Here is a 22386-nt window from a genome sequence, read left to right on the forward strand (position 1 = left end):
TTATGAGTAATAATTTATCCGACAGAATTAACAGCTTAGCTCCTTCTGCAACCTTAGAAATGGCTGCAAAAGCTCGTGAATTAAGAGCAGCTGGAAAAGATATTATTGGCCTTAGTTTAGGTGAACCAGATTTTAACACCCCAGATTACATTAAAGAAGCAGCAATTAAAGCTGTTAATGATGATTATAACTCCTACACTCCCGTAGATGGTTATGTGGAGTTAAAAGATGCTATTATTACTAAATTTAAAAGAGACAATAATATTGCTTATGATTATTCTCAGATAGTTGTATCTACAGGAGCAAAACAAGCATTGTATAACGTTGCTCAAGTTTGTCTTAATAAAGGTGATGAAGTTCTTTTACCATGCCCTTACTGGGTAAGTTATAGTGATATTGTAAAGCTAGCGGATGGTGTTCCCGTAGAAATAGAAACTTCTATTGAGAATGATTTTAAAATGACGCCTGCACAATTAGAGGCTGCTATTACACCTAAAACTAAAATGCTTTGGTATAGCTCTCCTTGTAATCCAAGTGGTTCTATTTACAGTAAAGAAGAATTAAGAGCTCTTGCGGATGTTCTTAAAAAACACCCTCAAATTATTGTGGTAAGTGATGAAATTTACGAACACATTAATTACGGAGTTACTGCACATGCTTCTATGGCAGAATTTGAGGATATGTATGACCGTACAGTTACCGTAAATGGTGTAGCAAAAGCATTTGCTATGACAGGATGGAGAATTGGGTATATTGGTGCTCCTACCTATATTGCTAGAGCATGCAACAAACTACAAGGACAAGTTACAAGTGGTGCAAATTGTATAGCTCAAAGAGCTGTTATTACTGCTCTAGAAGAGCCTGTAAGCAGAATACAATACATGGTAGATAAATTTAAAGAGCGTAGAACTTTAATTTTAGGCTTACTAAATGATATAGAAGGTTTTACATGCAATGAGCCAGAAGGCGCATTTTACGTTTATCCAGATGTAACTTTCTTTTTTGGAAAAACTTTAAATGGAACAAAAATTAATAACGCATCGGACTTTTCTATGTACTTATTAGAAAATGCTAATGTTGCTACCGTTACTGGAGATGCTTTTGGCAATGGAAATTCTATAAGAATATCTTATGCCGCTAGTGAAGAACAAATCATAGAAGCTATAAAGAGAATTAAAGCTGCTATTCAGTAATCTTAAAACTCCAATCATAAAAAAAAGTCCTACTCATTGAGGAGGACTTTTTTTTATTACGTTTTTTTCCAGAAATAAGGTGTAAATAATATTAAAACCGTAAAAAGCTCTAACCTACCCACTAGCATTAAAAAACCACACCACCATTTTCCTAAAGCTGGTAGTCCATTAAAATTACTTAAAGGGCTTAAATCTCCTAGTCCAGGCCCCACATTACCTAATGATGTTGCCGCGCCACCTACTGCAGAAACAAAATCTAACCCCATTGCCCCTAACACTAATGCTCCAATAATAAAAAGCAACATATACAAAACAAAAAAGGCAATTATATTATATACAAAATGCTCTTTAATTGTTTTATCATTATAGCGAACAGGTATTATTGCATTTATATGTAGTGTTCTTTTAAACTCTAACAATCCGTTTTTTATAATTAACAAATGTCGCATTACTTTTATTCCTCCTGCCGTAGAACCTGCAGAACCACCTAAAAACATTAATCCAAAAAAGAACACTGTTAAAAAAGGTGTCCAATTAGTAAAATCTGCAGAAACAAATCCTGTAGTGGTTATAACCGCAATAACTTGGAATAAAGAGTGCCTAAAAGAACTTTCTGCTACACCTAAAACTTTTGGATGGTATTCTGAAATTGGAACATTTGCTTGGTAATAAATTACAAGCGCTGCTATGATAGAAAACACCAATATGAAAATAGAATAGAATTTAAATTCTTCATCTTTAAGAACTCGTTGAATTTTCCCTTTAAAAGCAAAATAGCTTAAAACAAAATTACTCCCTGCCAAAAACATAAAGAGAATAACTATATACTGTATTAAAGGAGAATCATTCCAGTATGCCAAACTTGCATTTTTAGTAGAAAAACCTCCTGTAGACAATGTTGATAAAGAATGATTAACAGCATCAAAGAAAGACATTCCTGCCAATTGTAACAATATAGTTTCTGCAACCGTATAACCAACATAAATATACCATAACCTTTTTGCAGTGTCTGTTATTCTAGGGTGTAATTTATCTGCATTAGGCCCAGGAGCTTCTGCAGAAAATAACTGCATACCTCCAATTCCTAATAGAGGTAGTATTGCTATTGCAAGTACTATAATCCCCATACCTCCAATCCAATGGGTTATGCTACGCCAAATTAAAATACCTTCTGGCATTGCTTCAATATCATCCAATATAGAGGCTCCTGTTGTAGTATACCCAGATATTGTTTCAAAAAAAGCATTAGTAACATCTGGAATAGCTCCAGAAAACAAATATGGTAACATACCAGAAATAGACATTACAACCCAACCAAAAGTAACTATAATGTACCCTTCTTTTCTTTTTACTTCTTTTTTATGATCTCTAGTATAGAACATAAAAAAAGTACCAATAAACATACTTGTTATAGATGCCAATGTAATACCCAAGGTGGCTCCATCTTTATATATTCCACTTACTACAGCTGCAACAAGCATAAACAAACCATTGAACAACAATAGCAAACCCATTAAATGGAATATAATTTTTGAGTTTAATTTCATGCTACAAAAACAATCTTTCTATTCTTCCTATTACTTTTGGCAAACAACATACTACTACCCTATCTCCTGCTTTAATTTCAAAACCTCCTAAAGCAATAATACCCTTGCCGTCTCTAACAACACCACCTATGGTGGCCGATTTAGGAAAATCTAATTCTCTTATTATAGTTCCTGTAACTTTAGAATCTGGCTTTACAACAAATTCCAAAATTTCTGCATTTAAATTGTTTAAACGCATCGTAGCAATTACTTCTCCTTTTCTAATATGACGGAAAATATTATTCGCCGCCAATAATTTTTTATTAATAAGTGTATCTATACCTATAGAATGTGACAATTGGAAGTAATCCATATTTTCTACAAGCGCTATAGTCTTTTTTATCTTTTTAGATTTTGCTACTAAACAAGACATTATATTGGTTTCAGAATTACCTGTAACCGCTATAAAAGCATCCATAGATTCTAAACTTTCTTCCTGCAAAACTTCTACATTTCTACCATCGCCATTAATTATAAGAGCGTTTGGTAAATCGTCCGCTAAATCAAAAGCCTTTTCTTTATTTTTCTCTACCAGTTTTACATTAAACCTACTTGCGCATAAATCTCTGGCTGTCTTAAATCCTACTTTACTACCACCAAGAATCATTACATTCTTGATTTCTTCTTTTTTCTTTCCAGTCAACTTATACAATTCATCTACACCCTCACTAGTAGTAATAAAATAAACTTGATCGCCTTCTTTAAAAACCGTATCTCCTCTTGGTATTACAGTAAATTGTGTTCCTAACCTTTTTAAAGCTATTGGCATAAAATGCAGTTCTGGAAATATCTTTGCCGCCTCTTTAACCATTTTACCAACAAATGGCGCAGTTTTTAATAGGGAAACCCCTATCATTATTAGCTTCCCATCTTCAAACTCATAGGTATCATTAAAGGCAGATTTATTAAGAAGTAATTGTATTTCCTCTGCAGCTAAAGCTTCTGGAGAAATAAGTTCATCAATCCCTAATTCAGAAAACTTTAAAATGTCTTTATTTTTAATAAACTCAGTGTTAGAGATTCTCGCAATAGTTCTTTTACAACCTAATTGCTTTGCTAATACACACAAAGTTATGTTTGTTGTTTCTGAAGAGGTTACTCCAATTACTAAATCGGAGTCCTGCACCTGTGCATCTTGCAAAAGAGAAATAGAGGTTGCATCGCCTTTAATTACACGAATATCTAAATGACTATCCGCATACGCTAAGCTATCCTTTCGGGTATCTATTAATGTAATATCTTGGGATTCGTAGGAGAATAATTTTGCCAAATGAAACCCCACTTCACCAGCTCCCGCAATTATTATTTTCATTTAGTACTTATGTAGTTTAGCATAATAAGAACATTTGTCTTTTCTAAACAATTAGAGAACAATACCTTAAATAGTATTTTTATTTCAAGAAGGTTCATTTTACTACAATTTTGCAAAAATGCATTGCAAAATTACATAATTTTATTGGTTGCTATACACTTTAACTCTTTAAAGAACATAAGATTACTTGCTTTTATTGTATAAATAAAGATGTACTTGCTTATTCCTAAATTGTATATTTGCCAAAAATTGAAAAAATGACCAAAAGGGTTACACCATACAAAGATTCAGACCTAGGAAAAAAAGAACAGGTTACTCAAATGTTTAATAACATCTCTAAAAACTATGATGGTTTAAACCGTGTAATTTCTTTTGGAATTGACATAAAATGGAGAAATAGAGTTGTTGCTATTTTAACCAAAAACAAACCAAATTCTATTTTAGATATTGCAACTGGAACCGGTGATTTAGCAATAAACATGGTAAAGACTGGCGCTTCTAAGATAGTTGGATTAGATATTTCCCCTGGAATGTTAGAAGTTGGAAAAGATAAAATTAAAGACAAAAAACTAGCTAACACTATAGAAATGGTGGTTGGTGATAGCGAAAATCTACCTTTTAAGGACAACTCTTTTGATGCTGTTACTGTTGCTTTTGGAGTTCGTAATTTTGAAACTCTAGAAAAAGGGTTAGCTGAAATTTTTAGAGTATTAAAACCTAATGGTTCTTTTGTTGTATTAGAGACTTCAGTTCCCACAAAAACCCCATACAAACAAGGCTACAGTTTTTACACAAAAAGAATATTACCACTTATTGGAAGAATCTTTTCTAAAGACCGTTCTGCTTACGCTTATTTAAGTGAATCTGCCTCTGTTTTTCCTCATGGAGAAAACTTCAACAATATTTTACGCAAAATTGGGTTTATAGATGTAGTTAATAAACCTCAAACTTTTGGTGTTGCAACAATATATGTTGCCACCAAATAGCCAAAAAGGGCAGTAAAATTATGGCAGTAAAAGTATTTTATACTACATTAAAAAATAAATTCTCCTTAAATACAAAAAGAAAGACGTTGTTCTTTTCTTTGCTTTTGGGGTTGCTTTTTATTTCTAATAATTTATCGGCTCAATTTAATGAGAAACCTGTTCTTAATTTAGAAACAGAAGATGAACCATTATTAAATTGGGGCTATTATTTAGGTCTTAATCAATATGATTTTAAGTTTAGCTATATAAACAATGCCCCAGATATTCTTGTAGAAAAAAGCATTGGCTTTAATGTTGGATTAATTGGAGAGCTACGCCTAAACAACCATTTAGACCTTAGATTTGAACCTGGGCTATCCTACACCTCTAGAAACCTTGGATTTACTGGTTTTACTGAAGAAAGAGATGCAATAAGAGAAGTAAAATCTACCTATATTAATTTTCCATTGTTACTAAAAGCTAGTACCAAAAGACTTGGAAACTGGAAACCATATTTGGTTGGTGGTGTTTCTACTTCCATGAATTTAGGAAGTAACGAAACTAGTTTAGACGATAACTCTGCCGGTACCTTTAGAATGAAAAAATCGGTATACAACTATGAAATTGGTTTTGGTATAGATTTTTATTTAGAATATTTTAAATTCTCCCCATCTATACGCGGTGTTTTTGCTTTAACAGATGAACTAGTTAAAGATATAGACCCTAATAGTCCTTGGACTGGGAATATTGACATGATGCAAACTAGAGGGCTTTTTATAAACTTTACTTTTGAATAGTTTCTTTTAAAAACTATTTCTTCGTATTTCATTTAATAAAATAGAGGTTGCAGTTGCTACATTTAAACTTTCGGTGGTAGATGTACCAAACTGCGGAATTGCAATTTTATTAGTACAAAGATTCTCTATATTTTTAGATATGCCGTTAGCTTCATTACCCATTACCAAAACACCTTTCTTAGGCAAAGCTTGGGTGTAAACCACCTCTCCACTCATAAAAGTTCCATAAATAGGCATATTACACTCTCTCAAAAAAGAAGCAATATCCATATAGGTAATATTCACTCTTGTAATAGACCCCATTGTAGCTTGCAAAACTTTAGGATTATAACAATCTACCGTAGTAGCAGAACAAATTAAGTTTTTTATCCCAAACCAATCGCATAACCTAATTATTGTACCCAAATTTCCTGGATCACGAACATCATCTAAAACAACTACCCAATCTTCCTCCTCAATTTTTAAAGATTCTGGAATGTAAAAAACTCCTAAAACAGAACTAGGGTTTTTTAAAGAGCTCATTTGACGTAACTCTTTAACACTTATTAAATCGCATATTTCCCCAATTTCTTTTTTATAACTTTCATCTACACTAAACACTTTATAAGCCCCTATTTTAGAAGCCAATAACTCGTTCACCGTTTTTTTTCCTTCTACAACAAACATTTTATGCTCAATTCGGCATTTTTTTTGCTGTAGACTTCTTATAAGTTTTATTTGGCTTTTAACAACCATACAAATAATGTATTTTTGATTTCTATGAGGATTTTGTGGCGCTTTAAAAAAAACATTGCTAAAATAAGCTTATTATTTTTTGCTATAGCAATTACTTCCTGCAATGCATTAAAAAGAGTTGGAGACAATGATTTGCTGCTTACAAAAAACAATGTTTACGCAAATAATCAAAAAATAAATGATGAAGATGTAGAAAGTCTTATTGTTCAAAAAAAGAACAGCACCATATTGGGCTACCCTCTACGTCTAAACCTATACAATCTGGCAAAAAAAAACCCAGATTCCTCTTTTCAAAGTTGGTTATATAAAAAAGAAAAAAGAGAACAAAGACTGGTTAAACTATTATCCCAAAAACAAGTTAACAGACTTGGAGAATCCTTTATAGTAAAAGGAATGAGTGTTTGGTTAAAAAATATTGGAGAAGCACCTTCTATAATTGACACTTCTAAAACAACAAAAACATTAGAAAGACTAAGCGCTTACTATGACACCAAAGGCTATTTTAACAACAACACTACTTTTGAAATAGATTCTAGCAAAAGAAAAAAAAGAGCTGCTATTAATTATAAAGTAGCTTTAGGAAAGCCTTTCAAATTAGATTCCGTTTCCAAAAAAATTTCTTCTACAGTAATAGATTCTATTTACTTAGCACATAAATCAAATTCTTTTGTCAAATCTGGTCAACAGTTTAATTTAAATAACTTTAATAACGAAAGGGAAAGACTAACCTATATTTTTAGAAATAATGGTATTTACAATTTTCAAGAAAGTTCTATTAGTTATGATATAGCCACCGATACTACCAAAACTGCTAATGACCAATTAATGAATGTAAAATTAGTTATTGCTGGTCTTAAAGTAAGAGGAGACAGTGCCATAACTACATCTAATTATAAAATTTCAAAATTTAAAAAAGTTAATATTTATACAGATTATTTATATGATGGTGAAGAAAACAACCAACAATCTATAGAATATAACAATTATACTATCTATTATAAAGACAAATTAAGATACAAACCCAAAACCCTTGTTAATGCTATTTTCTTTAAAAAAGATAGTATTTATAGAGACATAGACAAAATACGAACGTACAGACAAATTACTAGTTTAAATGTTTTTAAGTACCCAAGTATAAATTTTGACCAAGAAAATAACACCCTAGATGCTAATATATACTTAGCTAGTAGGTCTAAGTACGCTTTAGAAACAAACTTAGAAATAACAAGGTCTAATATAAGAAGATTAGGTGTTGGGTTTGGAAGCTCCTTATTAATGCGTAATATCTTTAATGGGGCAGAAACACTTAGCCTATCTGCTAAAGGAACCTTTGGGTTATTAAGTAACTCTACTCTTTTAGATAATTTTTTCTCTGAAATAGGCGGCGATATTAATCTTAATTTCCCTAGAATTTGGCTTCCGTTTATTAATACGGATAAAATAATCCCCAATTACTTTTTACCACAAACAAGAGCAACAATAGGAACAAGTTTTCAAAAAAATATAGGTTTAGACAAACAAACATTTAATACCATTCTAGGGTACAATTGGACTCCGTCAGATTTTAAACAAAATACTGTGGAACTTCTAAACATACAATATGTAAACAACAAGAATACAAATCGCTTTTTTGAAGTTTACCAAAGCTCCTATGACAACCTTGATAATATAGCTGACAATTACGAAACACTACCTGAACTAAGTAATTTTTTTAGAACTGAAGAAGGAAGCACTAATGCTACGCTAACAATACCTGAAGGTACTAATGGTTTCATAAATGCGGTCCTAAATAATGAAATTGCCACTACTACCGAAGATAAAGACGATGTTAGAAGTATTAAAGAAAGACAAGAAAGGTTAACTGAAAATAATTTAATATTTGCGAGTAATTATACATTCTCTAAAAACAATAAAAAAGGAATTACAGATAATAATTATTATCAATTTAGATTTAAACTAGAAAGTGCTGGTAATTTTTTATCTGGACTATCCTATCTTACCCCATTTAAAGAAAATGATAATAAACAACTTCTTGTTTTTAACGTACCCTACTCTCAATATATTAAAACCGAATTAGATTATATTAAGTATTGGGATCTAAACCAATCTAACGTATTAGCTTTTAGAAGCTTTACAGGAATTGCAATACCCTACGGAAACTCAGACAACATCCCTTTTGTACGCAGTTATTTTGCTGGTGGTTCCAATGACAATAGAGCTTGGTTCCCATACTCCTTGGGCCCAGGAAAAACAGATGCAATTAATGATTTTAACGAGGCTAACTTTAAAATTGCTTTAAATCTTGAATACAGATTCCCTGTATTAGGAAATTTTAACGGAGCAATTTTTGCCGACGCTGGAAACATTTGGAATGTTTTTGATAATGTAGAAGACCCCAATGCCACGTTTAATGGTATAGAATCTTTAAAAGATATTGCTTTAGGAACTGGTTTTGGAGTACGGTATGACGCTACTTATTTTATTTTTAGAGTAGACCTAGGGTTTAAAACCTATAACCCAGCCGAAATATCTTCAAAAAGATGGTTCAGAGACTATAATTTTGGCAATTCTGTACTTCAAATTGGTATTAATTACCCATTTTAAACTCTTATTTGTTTTATTATTAACAAACGCAAACGTTATAGACTATCTATATACAGTAAACTCCTTGTTTACAATCAAAAAGACAACTACCAATGAATAATTTTTAATACTTTTGTCACTCAATTTTTTTTAAACTTTTAACAAATAAAAAATGGCTCACAACATAAAACCAGGAGTTGCTACTGGAGATCAAGTTCAAGAAATTTTTAATTACGCAAAAGAAAAAGGATTTGCTTTACCAGCAGTAAACGTTATTGGATCAGACACTATTAACGGTGTATTAGAAACTGCAGCAAGTTTAAATGCTCCAGTAATTATTCAATTCTCCAATGGAGGAGCTCAATTTAATGCCGGTAAAGGTCTTTCTAACGAAGGTCAAAACGCTGCTATACAAGGAGCTATTGCAGGAGCAAAACATGTTCACCAGTTAGCTGAAGCTTATGGAGCAACAGTTATTTTACATACAGATCACTGTGCTAAAAAATTATTACCATGGATAGATGGTCTTTTAGAAGCTAGTGAAAAGCATTATGCAGAAACTGGAAAATCTCTTTTTAGTTCTCATATGATAGATCTTTCTGAAGAACCTTTAGAAGAAAATATAGAAATATGTAAAGGATATCTTGAGCGCATGAGCAAAATGGATATGACTTTAGAAATAGAATTAGGAATTACAGGTGGCGAAGAAGATGGTGTAGACAATTCTGATGTAGATGATTCTAAATTATATACACAACCAGAAGAAGTTGCTTATGCTTATGAGGAACTTTCTAAAGTAAGCCCTAGATTTACAATTGCTGCTGCATTTGGTAATGTTCATGGTGTTTATAAGCCTGGAAATGTAAAATTAACTCCAAAAATTCTTTTAAACTCTCAAGAATATATTTCTAAAAAATACAATGTAGAGCATAATCACATAGATTTTGTTTTCCATGGTGGATCAGGATCAACTGTTGAAGAAATTCGTGAAGGTATTAGCTACGGAGTAATAAAAATGAATATAGATACCGATTTACAATATGCTTTCTTAGCAGGCGTAAGAGACTATATACAAGACAATAAAGACTACCTACAAGGGCAAATTGGAAACCCAAAAGGATCCGATGAACCTAACAAAAAATTCTATGACCCAAGAGTTTGGTTACGTGAAGGAGAAAAATCTTTTGTAGAAAGATTGAAAAAAGCCTTTGAAGATTTAAACAATGTTAATACATTGTAGCCCCAAAGTAAATCTAACAACACCTAATTTGAAAATATGACGGCTTGGTTTAAAAGAACAGAAAAAGGAATACAGACCTCTACAGAAGAAAAGAAAGACACCCCTAAAGGATTGTGGTATAAATCCCCAACAGGTAAAATTGTAGAGTCTGATGAGTTAGCCAAAAACTTTTACGTGAGTCCAGAAGATGACTACCACGTAAGAATTGGCAGCAAAGAGTACTTTGAAATTCTTTTTGATGAAAACGTATTTGAAGAACTTGATAGTAAGCTTACCTCTAAAGACCCTTTAAAGTTTGAGGACACCAAAAAATATGTGGATCGCTTAAAAGATGCTCAAAAGAAAACCGGATTAAAAGATGCTGTCCGTACAGCCGTAGGTCTTTCTTCTGGTAAAAAACTTGTAATCTGCTGCATGGATTTTGGTTTTATTGGCGGCTCTATGGGTAGTGTTGTAGGAGAAAAAATAGCAAGAGGTATAGATTATTCTATAAAAAATAATATACCATTTTTAATGATATCAAAATCTGGAGGTGCTCGTATGATGGAAGCTGCTCTTTCTTTAATGCAATTAGCAAAAACATCTGCTAAACTAGCACAATTGGCAGAAGCAGGCATACCGTACATTTCTTTATGTACAGATCCAACTACTGGTGGTACCACAGCTTCTTATGCAATGCTTGGAGATATTAATATTTCTGAACCTGGTGCATTAATTGGCTTTGCAGGTCCTAGAATTGTAAAAGATTTTACAGGAAAAGACCTTCCAGAAGGTTTTCAAACCTCAGAATTTTTATTGGAACATGGCTTTTTAGATTTTATTTCGCATAGAAAAGATTTAAAAAAGAACATAAACCTATATATAGATTTAATTCAGAATAATAAAGTAAGACTTAATTAGATCAACTAAGCATTACAAGTAAAAGTGCTACACAAGTTTACACTTGTGTAGCACTTTTTTTATACTTAGTGTAATTTTAATTTAAAAAAAGTTATATTTGCGCCCAGATTGAAAATCAATCTTGTACATAAAAATCATTTAAAATAATATTGGAATGTATTTAACAAAAGAAATAAAAGCCGAAATTTTTGCAAAACACGGCGGAAAAGCAGAGAACACAGGTTCTACTGAAGGTCAAATAGCGTTGTTCACACACCGTATAAACCACCTAACAGGACACCTTAAAAAAAATCATAAAGATTTTAACACAGAGCGTTCTCTTGTAAAATTAGTTGGTAAAAGAAGAAGTCTTTTAGATTATTTAAAGAAAAAAGATATTGTAAAATATCGTGAACTAATTGTAGAATTAGGTATTAGAAAATAATTTTAAAAGGGGAAGCATTGCTTCCCCTTTTTAATATACTCTACTGTTCAAGAGGTAAAACCTAAAATATCATAGGAAGAACAAACACAAAAAGCTACGTATAGTTTTTCATTGGTCCACACAACAACACAACACACAATTTGTCTAACAAGACAAAAGACCATTGTTTAACACTCATGTAAAAAATAAACATGGGTAAAATCGAATTTATGATTCCAAAAGTATTTAAAGAGGTCATAGACCTTGGGGACGGTAGAGAAATTTCTATCGAAACCGGAAAATTGGCAAAACAGGCACACGGTTCTGTTGTTGTTCAATCTGGAAAATGTATGTTATTATGTACAGTTGTTTCCAACTACAAACAAGCAGATGTTGACTTTTTACCATTAACGGTAGATTACAGAGAAAAATTTGCTGCTGCTGGTCGTTACCCTGGCGGTTTCTTCAAAAGAGAAGCAAGACCTAGTGACGGTGAAGTATTAACAATGCGTTTAGTGGATCGTGTATTACGTCCATTATTCCCAAAAGATTACCATTCTGAAACTCAGGTAATGATACAGTTAATGTCTCATGACCCAGATGTTATGCCAGATGCTATGGCAGGTTTAGCTGCTTCTGCTGCTATTCAATTATCAGATTTCCCGTTTGAATGTGCTATCTCTGAAGCTAGAGTTGGTCGTGTAAATGGAGAATTCATTATTAACCCAACTAGAGCACAATTAGAAGAGTCTGACATTGATATGATGATCGGAGCATCTGCAGATTCTGTAATGATGGTGGAAGGTGAGATGGATGAAATTTCTGAAGAAGAAATGACAGAAGCTATTAAGTTTGCGCACGAAGCTATTAAAGTACAGTGTGCTGCCCAAGAAGCTTTAGCAAAAGCATTTGGCAAAAAAGAAACTCGTGAATATGAGCCAGAACGTGAAGATGCCGATTTAGCAAAGAAAATTCATGACATGGCATACGATAAAGTATATGCTGTTGCTCAAGCAGGTTCCGCAAAACATGAGCGTAGCGCTGCGTTTGGTGAAATTAAAGAAGAAATAATCGCTTCTTTTTCCGAAGAAGAAAGAGAAGATTTTGGCGGACTTATTTCTAAATATTACAGTAAAGCTGAAAAAGCTGCTGTACGTGATTTAACTTTAAATGAAGGCTTACGTTTAGATGGTCGTAAGACTGACGAGATTAGACCAATTTGGTGTGAGGTAGATTACTTACCATCTACGCATGGTTCATCCATATTTACACGTGGAGAAACACAAGCGTTAGCTACAGTTACTTTAGGAACATCTAGAGAAGCTAACCAAATAGATATGCCATCTTATGAAGGTGAAGAAACCTTCTATTTACACTATAACTTCCCTCCTTTTTCTACTGGAGAAGCAAGACCAATTCGCGGTACTTCACGTAGAGAAGTAGGTCATGGTAACTTAGCACAAAGAGCATTAAAAGGAATGGTTCCTGCAGATTGCCCTTATACAGTACGTGTAGTTTCTGAGATATTAGAATCTAACGGTTCTTCTTCTATGGCTACAGTATGTGCAGGTACAATGGCAATGATGGATGCTGGTGTTCAATTAAAGAAACCTGTTTCCGGTATTGCAATGGGACTTATTTCTGATGCAGATTCTGGAAAATATGCTGTATTATCTGATATTTTAGGAGATGAAGATCACTTAGGAGATATGGATTTTAAAGTAACAGGTACTGCTGATGGTATTACAGCTTGCCAAATGGATATTAAAGTAAAAGGACTTTCTTATGAAATTCTTGTAAATGCTTTAAAACAAGCTCGTGATGGACGTTTACATATCTTAGGAAAAATTACAGATACTATTTCTTCTCCTAATTCAGATGTTAAGGAGCATGCTCCTACCATGATTACAAGACGTATTCCTAATGAATTTATTGGAGCATTAATTGGTCCTGGTGGAAAAGTAATTCAAGAATTACAAAAAGAAACAGGATGTACAATTGTTATAAATGAAGACCCTGTTACAGAAGAAGGTATTGTTGAAATATTAGGAACTGGTTCTGAAGGTATTTCTGCTGTAGAAGCTAAAATAGATTCTCTACTATTTAAGCCAGAAAAAGGTAGCGTTTACGAAGTTAAAGTAATTAAAATGTTAGACTTTGGTGCTGTTGTAGAGTATACAGATGCTCCTGGAAATGAAGTTTTATTACACGTATCTGAACTAGCTTGGGAACGTACAGAAAATGTAACCGATGTGGTAAACATGGGAGATGTTTTTGATGTTAAGTACTTTGGAGTAGACCCAAGAACTCGTAAAGAAAAAGTTTCTCGTAAAGCTCTTTTACCAAAACCAGAAGGGTATGTAGAAAGACCTCCAAGAGATAACAACAGAGGCAGAGACAATCGTGGACGCGATAATCGTGGACGTGACAATCGTAGAGACGATAGAAAACCAAGAGAAAGTAAAAAAGAAGATTAATTCTTAATTTTCTTAAATTATAAAAGCTCAGTTAGTAAACTAACTGGGCTTTCTTTTTTTAAAAAAAATTCAACAAAAAAACCATCTAGTTCTTAATCCAAAAAATATCAAGAAAACTCCCCAATTATTCAATATTGAATTCTCTCTTTTTTAACAACTTTTTAGATTATAAAACTCAAATGTTAGAATATTCATAAAGTATTCATAAAACGAAAAATTAAAAAATCTAAAAGACCAAAGTCTTCGTAAAAGTAGTAGAACAAAATATATAAAAATATTTATGAAAACTAAAAACACTTTACCATTACAATCCAAAAACACTACCGATCCTTGGGGAATTACAGTATTGGCTAGTACATTCTTATTAATGCTAGGTGCTATTTATCTAGTTTATGTATTTCAAAGTGATTTTGACCAATTTAATAAGGAAAGATCAAGCTCCATCATAGGGTTAACGTTTATGACAATAGCTGGTGTATTGTTTGTACTAAAAGCTGTTTATTTTGCATATATTTTATTTAGATATTTTAAATACAAACCTGTTGCCTCTGTAACTAATGAAGAATTACCAACTTGTACAGTAATAGTACCTGCCTATAATGAAGGTAAACAAGTATATGACACTTTAATTAGTTTAGATAATAGTGATTTTCCTGACCAAAAATTACAAATTATCTCTATAGATGATGGCAGCGCAGATGACACATGGGAATGGATGAAAAAAGCCAAAAACATCTTAGGAGACCGTTTAGAAATATACCAACAACCAGAAAACAAAGGAAAACGCCATGCATTATACCGTGGATTTAACCTTGGAACTGGAGAAGTTTTTGTTACCGTAGATAGTGATTCTATTGTAGACCCAGAAACTCTTAGAAATTTAGTTAGCCCATTTGTAAATAATAAAAAATGTGGAGCCGTTGCAGGTAACATTAGAGTGTTAAACAAAGCAAAAGCATTATTACCAAAAATGTTAGATGTAAGTTTTGTTTTAAGTTTTGAATTTGTTCGTTCTGCAGAAAGTAGTCTAAATTCTGTATTATGTACTCCTGGTGCTTTAGCTGCTTATCGTAGTTCTGCAGTTTTTGCTTGTTTACCAGAATGGATTAACCAAACTTTTATGGGGCAACCATCCGATATTGGAGAAGATAGAGCAATGACAAATATGATATTAAAACAAGGGTTTCATGTTTTATTTCAAAAAAATGCAGTTGCTTATACTAATGTTCCAGAAGAATATACTGGCCTATATAAAATGTTTATTAGATGGGGAAGAAGTAATGTTCGTGAAAACATTCAAATGTCTAAATATGTATTTAAAAATTTTAGAGAAGAAACTAAAATTGGAACTAGAATATTATTTATAAATCAATCTTTAAAAATAATAATGAGTTACCCATTTTTAATTTTCATGTTATTCTTTATACTATCACACCCATTACTATATATAAGCTCTACCTTATTAAGTATACTTATACTATCTTCTTTTCCTGTTATATTCTATGCAAATAAATATGACTTTAAAGAATCTTTCTGGGCATATTCTTATAGTATTTTATATGCTTTTGGATTATTCTGGATTACACCTTATGCTATTGCAACTGCGAGTAGAAGAGGTTGGTTAACAAGAGGGTTGCCAGAAAAAAAATAATATTTTTTCAACAAAAATTGCTGGTTTTTTTATCTCTATGAGGTATTAAAGGCTAGCAATTTTACTTTATAATAAATATTTTAATGCTTCAAGCCTATTTACTTTTTAAAGTAAAATCTCATTAATTATTCCTTTTTTGAAAGCAAAATACACTTTTGCCGACTAATATTTACAGGAAGCAAAACAAAGAAAAAACCTCTTTTTCTTACCGTTTAACTAAAAAAAGCATTTTTTTTAATGCTTTTGTAACATTCGTAGCTTTTTTACGTATAAGTATATGCAGTCTATGCAAATGAACTTAATTTTATTAAATGAGACAGCTTAAGATTACAAAACAGGTTACCAATAGGGAAACCGCATCTTTGGATAAGTACTTACAAGAAATTGGAAAAGTAGACCTTATTACTGCAGATGAAGAAGTAGAATTGGCACAACGCATCAAGGCAGGCGACCAGATCGCTCTTGAAAAACTTACAAAAGCCAATCTAAGATTCGTAGTATCGGTTGCTAAACAGTACCAAAACCAGGGCCTTACTCTGCCAGACTTAATCAATGAAGGAAACTTAGGATTGATAAAAGCGGCACAACGTTTTGATGAAACTCGTGGATTCAAATTTATCTCTTATGCAGTTTGGTGGATTCGTCAATCTATCTTACAAGCATTAGCAGAACAATCTCGTATTGTTCGTTTACCATTGAACAAAATTGGTTCAATAAATAAAATAAATAAAACTTTTGCATTTTTAGAGCAAGCGCATGAGCGCCAGCCTTCACCAGAAGAAATTGCAAAAGAATTAGACATGACAGTTGATGATGTAAAGCAGTCTCTTAAAAATTCTGGTCGTCATGTATCTATGGATGCTCCATTAATTGATGGAGAAGATTCTAACCTTTACGATGTACTTCGTAGTGGAGAATCTCCAAATCCAGATAAAGAATTGTTGCATGAGTCATTACGTACGGAAATAGAACGTGCTTTGGAAACATTAACTCCAAGAGAAGCAGATGTTATCCGTTTATATTTTGGTTTAGCAGGGCAACATTCTATGACCCTAGAAGAAATTGGTGAAACTTTTGACCTTACAAGAGAAAGAGTTCGTCAAATTAAAGAAAAAGCTATTCGTAGATTAAAACATACATCTAGAAGCAAAATATTAAAAACATATCTTGGTTAAACAAGACACTTATTAAAATTATATTGCAAAATTTTAACATATTGGAAATTTGGCATATTAATTGTAATTTGTGAAACGTAACAACAGTTTATCATGACTGTTCGTTTTTTGATTGATGAATAAACTCCGGCTGATTACCGGAGTTTTTTAATTTTAGAATCTATATGGAAACACAACCCAATAATCCACTTCATGGTGTTAAACTCGCAACCATTCTAGAAGAACTAACAAACAAATACAGTTGGGAAGAATTAGCAAACCAAATAAATATAAACTGCTTTAAGAGCAATCCATCCATAAAATCTAGCCTAAAATTTTTAAGAAGAACCCCATGGGCTAGAGAGAAAGTAGAAAAATTATACCTTCATAGTCTTAAAAAATAAATATGGCATTTAATATTGTGCTTATAGAACCAGAGATACCAAACAATACGGGTAATATTGGTAGGTTAAGTTTAGGAACAGGATCTACATTACACCTTGTAAAACCATTTGGCTTTGAACTCAGTGATAAAAGAGTTAAGCGCGCAGGTTTAGATTATTGGCAACACTTAAATGTAATTATTTACGAAAGTGTAGAAGACTTTTTTTTGCAACATAAAGGTAAAGAAATGGCTTTTTTATCTAGCCATGGTGAAAAAAAACACTGGAATATTCCTTTTAAAAAAAATATGTTTCTTGTTTTTGGAAAGGAATCTGTAGGGTTATCAAAACAAATTTTAGAAAACAACAAAGAACACCTTTACAAGATACCATTATATAGTGAACATATACGAAGTTTAAATATTGCCAATGCAGTTAGTATTGTGGTTTATGAAGGTTTACGGCATTTACAGTAAATACTATTCTTAAACACACTACTAAAAAGTATACATTTCCGTATTTTTGTTATTAAACTTACAAAGGTATATTCTAATGAGCAAAACAAAAATTGCCCCTTCCCTATTGGCTGCCGATTTTGGCAACTTACAACAAGATGTTGAAATGGTTAATAACAGTAATGCAGATTGGCACCATATAGATGTTATGGATGGTGTTTTTGTTCCTAACATCTCTTATGGTATGCCTGTTTTAAAAGCTATTCAAAAACACGCTACAAAACCATTAGATGTTCATTTAATGATAGTAGACCCAGATAGATATATTAAAACTTTTGCTGAATTAGGTGCTGCAGTATTAACCGTACATTACGAAGCTTGCACACATTTACACCGTTCTTTGCAAGCAATTAAAGCAGAAGGTATGTTAGCCGGTGTGGCATTAAACCCACATACAAATGTTTCGCTTTTAGAAAATGTTATACAAGATATTGATGTAGTTTGTTTAATGAGTGTTAATCCTGGTTTTGGCGGACAATCTTTTATAGAAAACACATACAATAAAGTAAGAGCACTAAAAGAGCTAATCACCAAAAAAAATGCAAAAACTTTAATAGAGATTGATGGTGGAGTTACATCAAAAAATGCGGCTGCTCTTACAAATGCTGGTGCCGATGTATTAGTTGCTGGTAGTTTTGTTTTTAAAAGCGAAAATCCTACGCAAACAATTGAAGAACTAAAAAATATAGCCGGGTAATGCATTTTGATGTTATCATAATTGGTGGTGGCCCTATAGGGATAGCTTGCGGATTAGAAGCCCAAAAAAAAGGACTCACCTATCTTATTCTAGAAAAAGGACCCGTAGTTAATTCTATTTTTAATTACCCAACCAAAATGCAATTTTTTTCTTCATCTGAAAGATTAGAAATTGATAACATTCCTTTCATATCTACAGAAGTAAAACCAAAAAGGAACGAGGCATTAGAATATTATAGAAGAATAGTTACAAGTAATTCTCTTAACATACATTTATTTGAAGAAGTACTTAACATAGAAAAAAAAGAAAATTTCTCTATTAAAACTACTAAAAACAACTATACTTCTAGTAACATTGTAATTGCCACAGGTTTTTATGACGTTCCTAATTTATTACATATTCCTGGAGAAAACTTACCAAAAGTAACACACTATTATAAAGAACCTCATTATTATTCTAGACAAAAAGTTGCCGTTATTGGTGCTAGTAATTCTTCTGTAGATGCTGCTTTAGAATGTTGGCGTAGTGGTGCAGAGGTTACTTTAATTATTAGAGGAAGTGAAATTGGTTCTAGGGTTAAATATTGGGTACGCCCAGATATACTTAACCGTATTGAAGAAGGCAGTATTAAAGCCTATTATAATACCAATATTACTAAAATAACGGAAAACGATATAGAAATTAATACTAATGGAAAAATACAATATCTAAAGAATGATTTTGTAATTGCATTAACAGGATACAGACCCAACTTTAAGTTATTAGAGCTTTTAGGAGTAAACTTATCTAATGACGAAAAGAAAATACCACAATATAACCCAGATACCATGGAAACTAATATAAAAGGAGCCTATCTTGCTGGTGTAGTTTGTGGTGGTATGGAAACACATAAATGGTTTATAGAAAACTCTAGAATACACGCCAAACAAATAATAAGCAATATATTACAAAATAAATAGTAAATATACCTCCCTAAAAACAGGGGTATATTTTTAACTACTTAAAGCCTATTTTTTAAATAAATAATATCTCAATTTTGTAATTACCAAAAACCTTATTGTTTTAGAAAATAAAACTTAAAAAGGTCTATAGAATAAAAAATGAGGAATATAAAACTTAAAATAGGAAAACGTATATATATAAAAAGACTGCTTTTTATATGTGTATACCTATGTTTTATTACTTTAAGTGGCCAAGATAATACTACTAATAAAAACCAAATGGTTAATTTTTCTTGGTCAAAAAGAGGGCCTGAAAAATCTTTACAACCTTTTTATGAATTACTAAAAAATATAGAATATGGCGCACAACGCTTTTCTGTAATAGAACAATTAATAGAGCATCATACAAAAAAGAGTAACACAGATTCTATTTTACATTATGGAAACTTATATATAAAAGAAATTGGAAATTGGAATGAAACAGAGCATATAAAATTAAGACACTACGCTAAAGCGCATTACTACTTAGGTACTGGAAGCCTTATGAACGGTCTTATAGACAACGCTATAAAATGGCACATTCAAGGCTTACAAGAATCTGAAGAATCTAATTTTAAAGAATATAATTACAAAAATAAATTGGGCTTATCTAAAAGTTACATAAACCAATTAAAACTAGATAAAGCTATAAAAATACTTCACAAATCTTTAAAAGAATTTTCTCCAGAATTTCCTTCATTAAAAATTAGAAATTCTCTTTTACTAGGAAAAGCCTTTAGATTAAAAAAAGAATATGATAAAGCAGAATCTTATTATAAAGAAGGTTTAGAGACTGCTAATTCTTTAAACGATTTAGAAATGCAACTAACTATTAAGTTAGACATAGCTAAACTTTTAGAAGCAAAAGGCGATTTTGAAAAAGCTTTTAATGCCTATGAAAACACTAGAAATAAAGCTAAGGCGAATAATCTAGACGCTATTTATTATGAAGGTTCTTTATTACTGGCAAAATATTATTATAAACATGAGCATTATGATGCTGCTCTTATAGGTTTATCTACGGCTTATATAAATGCAATAGATAGCGAAAACCTAGAGTTTCAAAAAGACTTATTACAAATACAAGCAAGAATCTTTTCCAAACAAAAAGACTATAGTAATGCTTACGCAGTTATGACACAGTTATTTGGAGTAACTAGAAAAATAAACTCCAAACAACAACGTGAAATAATAAAAGAACTTGAAATACAGTACGAAACTTTAGAAAAAGAAAAAGAGATATCTAAACTAGAAGAAAGTCAAATTAAAAGAGAAGCTGAATTAGAAAGACAAAAAACTATTAAATATGCTTTTTTAATAGGGTTCCTAATTATATTAATTCCCGTAATTGCACTACTCTATACCTATTACCAAAAAATACAAACCCAAAGTCTTCTATCAAAAAAACAAGAAGAAATAAACCAACAAAAAGTAACAACCCTAAAGCAAGAACAAGAACTAAATCTCATTAAAGCTACCATGGAAGGACAAGATGAGGAACGTAAACGTATTGCGCAAGAATTACATGACAGTATTGGGGGTAATTTAGCAGGTATAAAACTACAGCTTTCTAGTATAGATAATAAACCCAAAGAATTAAACACCATTACAAATCAATTAGATGAAACATATCAGTTAGTAAGAGACATATCGCACACATTAATTCCAAAGAAGTTTAGACAAAATGTATTCACATCTTTAATTGAAGAATATGCTAAAACTATAACTAACACAGGAAAAATACAGGTAGAATTTTATCCGCATCCAGAAGAATTAATAAACGCAATTCCTGATGAAATTCAATCCGAATTATTTAAAATAATACAAGAGTTAATGACGAATACTTTAAAACATGCAAAAGCAGATAAAGTAGATATTCATTTAAATTATATTGAAGATAAATTATCCTTACTTTTTGAAGATAACGGACAAGGGTTTAACATAACAAAATCTTCAGAAGGAATTGGTTTTAAAAATATAAAAAATAGAATAACAGAGCTTTCGGGTAGTTTACATATAGATTCTACACCAAAAAGAGGCACCATAATAGCAATAGAAATACCTAACACTAACAATGATGAACTATAATCTTATAATTGCAGATGACCATAAAATGTTTATTGATGGTCTTTTAAGTATTCTTAAAGATGCACCAGAATTTAATGTAACTCTTACTGCAAAAAATGGAGCACAAGTTGCTAAATATTTAGATATTAATGGTGTAGACGATTTAGATTTATTAATAACAGATTTAACAATGCCAGAAATGGATGGTATTGCTCTTAACCAATTAGTGAAAGAAAAATATCCAAAACTAAAAACCCTAATTGTTAGTATGCATATTGATGGCGTAATGATTGATAAATTAATACGTAATAATGCAGATGGTTATGTTCCAAAAAATGCAGAAAAAGAAGAATTACTTACTGCAATAAAATCTATTGTTAAAGGAGAAAAATATTTCTCTCCCGAAATTAAAAGGGCATATACAGATGCCATGTTTAAAAATGAAAAAGCGAAAGAAATTAAACTTACAACAAGAGAAAAAGAAGTTTTAAAATTAATTGCGGAAGAAAATACCACTCAAGAAATTGCTGATATTTTATTTCTAAGTAAACATACTATAGAAAGTTACAGAAAAAATTTAATATCAAAATTAAATGTAAAAAACTTGGCTGGCCTAACCAAAAATGCCATTAAAATGGGGCTTTTAGATGAATAAATCTATAAACTGCATATTGCAACACCCTGAAAACAGGGAGGTATTTTTAGCCTTTTAAGGTGTGTTTTACAGCGCTTTATAGCTTGATCTTTG

At 31.7% G+C, this 22386-nt stretch carries 19 protein-coding genes; 16 read left to right on the forward strand and 3 right to left on the reverse strand.

Translation table 11 applies throughout. The features are described 5' to 3' along the window. The first annotated feature begins 2 nt into the window (after positions 1-2). On the forward strand, positions 3-1193 hold the full coding sequence (locus Q0820_RS14665; RefSeq protein WP_298488668.1) for a pyridoxal phosphate-dependent aminotransferase: 1191 nt from the start codon (positions 3-5) through the stop codon (positions 1191-1193). 56 nt (positions 1194-1249) lie between these two features. Here the strand turns inward: Q0820_RS14665 and Q0820_RS14670 are convergent, their stop codons facing one another. Together Q0820_RS14670 and trkA are read right to left on the reverse strand one after the other, a co-directional pair. Beyond that, on the reverse strand, positions 1250-2740 hold the full coding sequence (locus Q0820_RS14670) for a potassium transporter TrkG (RefSeq protein WP_298488670.1): 1491 nt from the start codon (positions 2738-2740) through the stop codon (positions 1250-1252). A gap of 1 nt (position 2741) precedes the next feature. Then, on the reverse strand, positions 2742-4091 hold the full coding sequence (gene trkA, locus Q0820_RS14675; RefSeq protein ID WP_121069013.1) for a Trk system potassium transporter TrkA: 1350 nt from the start codon (positions 4089-4091) through the stop codon (positions 2742-2744). Between the two features lie 257 nt (positions 4092-4348). Here trkA and ubiE point away from each other — a divergent pair, with 257 nt between their 5' ends. Continuing rightward, a complete protein-coding gene (gene ubiE, locus Q0820_RS14680) occupies positions 4349-5077 on the forward strand; it encodes a bifunctional demethylmenaquinone methyltransferase/2-methoxy-6-polyprenyl-1,4-benzoquinol methylase UbiE (RefSeq protein ID WP_298488673.1) in 729 nt (242 codons plus the stop codon). A 20-nt stretch (positions 5078-5097) separates the two neighbouring features. After that, positions 5098-5853, forward strand: coding sequence for a porin family protein (locus Q0820_RS14685; RefSeq protein WP_298488675.1), 756 nt, complete (start codon positions 5098-5100; stop codon positions 5851-5853). A 6-nt stretch (positions 5854-5859) separates the two neighbouring features. Here the strand turns inward: Q0820_RS14685 and Q0820_RS14690 are convergent, their stop codons facing one another. Next, positions 5860-6519: an RNA methyltransferase gene (locus Q0820_RS14690; RefSeq protein ID WP_366941663.1), complete on the reverse strand. Its 660-nt coding sequence runs from the start codon at positions 6517-6519 to the stop codon at positions 5860-5862. 93 nt (positions 6520-6612) lie between these two features. Here Q0820_RS14690 and Q0820_RS14695 point away from each other — a divergent pair, with 93 nt between their 5' ends. The 13 genes from Q0820_RS14695 (at position 6613) to Q0820_RS14755 (ending at position 22293) form a co-directional block, all read left to right on the forward strand. Next, entirely contained in the window at positions 6613-9192 is a 2580-nt protein-coding gene (locus tag Q0820_RS14695; protein ID WP_298488911.1) for a BamA/TamA family outer membrane protein, read from the forward strand. Positions 9193-9343: 151 nt separating this feature from the next. Continuing rightward, positions 9344-10411, forward strand: coding sequence for a class II fructose-bisphosphate aldolase (gene fbaA, locus Q0820_RS14700; RefSeq protein ID WP_298488679.1), 1068 nt, complete (start codon positions 9344-9346; stop codon positions 10409-10411). Positions 10412-10447: 36 nt separating this feature from the next. Further along, a complete protein-coding gene (gene accD / locus Q0820_RS14705; protein WP_298488681.1) occupies positions 10448-11311 on the forward strand; it encodes an acetyl-CoA carboxylase, carboxyltransferase subunit beta in 864 nt (287 codons plus the stop codon). A gap of 154 nt (positions 11312-11465) precedes the next feature. Next, the gene (rpsO, locus tag Q0820_RS14710) at positions 11466-11735 is read left to right on the forward strand and encodes a 30S ribosomal protein S15 (protein ID WP_298488683.1); all 270 of its coding nucleotides are present in this window, start codon (positions 11466-11468) and stop codon (positions 11733-11735) included. Between the two features lie 209 nt (positions 11736-11944). After that, the gene (locus Q0820_RS14715; RefSeq protein WP_298488684.1) at positions 11945-14191 is read left to right on the forward strand and encodes a polyribonucleotide nucleotidyltransferase; all 2247 of its coding nucleotides are present in this window, start codon (positions 11945-11947) and stop codon (positions 14189-14191) included. Between the two features lie 280 nt (positions 14192-14471). Continuing rightward, a complete protein-coding gene (locus Q0820_RS14720) occupies positions 14472-15842 on the forward strand; it encodes a glycosyltransferase family 2 protein (protein ID WP_298488686.1) in 1371 nt (456 codons plus the stop codon). A gap of 311 nt (positions 15843-16153) precedes the next feature. Next, positions 16154-17017, forward strand: a complete 864-nt coding sequence (locus Q0820_RS14725; RefSeq protein WP_026811703.1) for a sigma-70 family RNA polymerase sigma factor — start codon at positions 16154-16156, stop codon at positions 17015-17017. A gap of 164 nt (positions 17018-17181) precedes the next feature. After that, positions 17182-17400: a VF530 family protein gene (locus Q0820_RS14730; RefSeq protein ID WP_298488689.1), complete on the forward strand. Its 219-nt coding sequence runs from the start codon at positions 17182-17184 to the stop codon at positions 17398-17400. Positions 17401-17402: 2 nt separating this feature from the next. Continuing rightward, positions 17403-17855, forward strand: a complete 453-nt coding sequence (locus Q0820_RS14735; RefSeq protein WP_298488691.1) for a tRNA (cytidine(34)-2'-O)-methyltransferase — start codon at positions 17403-17405, stop codon at positions 17853-17855. 76 nt (positions 17856-17931) lie between these two features. Continuing rightward, positions 17932-18591: a ribulose-phosphate 3-epimerase gene (gene rpe, locus Q0820_RS14740; protein WP_298488693.1), complete on the forward strand. Its 660-nt coding sequence runs from the start codon at positions 17932-17934 to the stop codon at positions 18589-18591. Further along, on the forward strand, positions 18591-19550 hold the full coding sequence (locus Q0820_RS14745; protein ID WP_298488695.1) for a YpdA family putative bacillithiol disulfide reductase: 960 nt from the start codon (positions 18591-18593) through the stop codon (positions 19548-19550). Before rpe ends, Q0820_RS14745 begins: the two co-directional genes overlap by 1 nt. Positions 19551-19691: 141 nt before the next feature. After that, positions 19692-21659 (forward strand): ATP-binding protein, encoded by a 1968-nt coding sequence (locus Q0820_RS14750; RefSeq protein WP_298488698.1) that lies wholly within the window; start codon positions 19692-19694, stop codon positions 21657-21659. Continuing rightward, a complete protein-coding gene (locus tag Q0820_RS14755) occupies positions 21646-22293 on the forward strand; it encodes a response regulator transcription factor (protein WP_298488700.1) in 648 nt (215 codons plus the stop codon). Before Q0820_RS14750 ends, Q0820_RS14755 begins: the two co-directional genes overlap by 14 nt. Positions 22294-22386 lie beyond the last annotated feature (93 nt).

The sequence above is a fragment of the uncultured Maribacter sp. genome (assembly GCF_947495965.1).
In the GTDB taxonomy this organism is placed as follows: domain Bacteria; phylum Bacteroidota; class Bacteroidia; order Flavobacteriales; family Flavobacteriaceae; genus Maribacter_B.

Bases quoted from the DNA above. Each gene is read 5' to 3' on its own strand.
- Q0820_RS14745 (WP_298488695.1), top strand. From the start codon at position 18,591: ATGCATTTTGATGTTATCATAATTGGTGGTGGCCCTATAGGGATAGCT.
- Q0820_RS14720 (WP_298488686.1), top strand. From the start codon at position 14,472: ATGAAAACTAAAAACACTTTACCATTACAATCCAAAAACACTACCGAT.
- Q0820_RS14715 (WP_298488684.1), top strand. From the start codon at position 11,945: ATGATTCCAAAAGTATTTAAAGAGGTCATAGACCTTGGGGACGGTAGA.
- Q0820_RS14735 (WP_298488691.1), top strand. From the start codon at position 17,403: ATGGCATTTAATATTGTGCTTATAGAACCAGAGATACCAAACAATACG.
- Q0820_RS14750 (WP_298488698.1), top strand. From the start codon at position 19,692: ATGAGGAATATAAAACTTAAAATAGGAAAACGTATATATATAAAAAGA.
- Q0820_RS14665 (WP_298488668.1), top strand. From the start codon at position 3: ATGAGTAATAATTTATCCGACAGAATTAACAGCTTAGCTCCTTCTGCA.
- fbaA (WP_298488679.1), top strand. From the start codon at position 9,344: ATGGCTCACAACATAAAACCAGGAGTTGCTACTGGAGATCAAGTTCAA.
- trkA (WP_121069013.1), bottom strand. From the start codon at position 4,091: ATGAAAATAATAATTGCGGGAGCTGGTGAAGTGGGGTTTCATTTGGCA.
- Q0820_RS14685 (WP_298488675.1), top strand. From the start codon at position 5,098: ATGGCAGTAAAAGTATTTTATACTACATTAAAAAATAAATTCTCCTTA.
- ubiE (WP_298488673.1), top strand. From the start codon at position 4,349: ATGACCAAAAGGGTTACACCATACAAAGATTCAGACCTAGGAAAAAAA.
- accD (WP_298488681.1), top strand. From the start codon at position 10,448: ATGACGGCTTGGTTTAAAAGAACAGAAAAAGGAATACAGACCTCTACA.
- Q0820_RS14725 (WP_026811703.1), top strand. From the start codon at position 16,154: ATGAGACAGCTTAAGATTACAAAACAGGTTACCAATAGGGAAACCGCA.
- rpe (WP_298488693.1), top strand. From the start codon at position 17,932: ATGAGCAAAACAAAAATTGCCCCTTCCCTATTGGCTGCCGATTTTGGC.
- Q0820_RS14695 (WP_298488911.1), top strand. From the start codon at position 6,613: ATGAGGATTTTGTGGCGCTTTAAAAAAAACATTGCTAAAATAAGCTTA.
- rpsO (WP_298488683.1), top strand. From the start codon at position 11,466: ATGTATTTAACAAAAGAAATAAAAGCCGAAATTTTTGCAAAACACGGC.
- Q0820_RS14730 (WP_298488689.1), top strand. From the start codon at position 17,182: ATGGAAACACAACCCAATAATCCACTTCATGGTGTTAAACTCGCAACC.
- Q0820_RS14755 (WP_298488700.1), top strand. From the start codon at position 21,646: ATGATGAACTATAATCTTATAATTGCAGATGACCATAAAATGTTTATT.
- Q0820_RS14670 (WP_298488670.1), bottom strand. From the start codon at position 2,740: ATGAAATTAAACTCAAAAATTATATTCCATTTAATGGGTTTGCTATTG.
- Q0820_RS14690 (WP_366941663.1), bottom strand. From the start codon at position 6,519: ATGTTTGTTGTAGAAGGAAAAAAAACGGTGAACGAGTTATTGGCTTCT.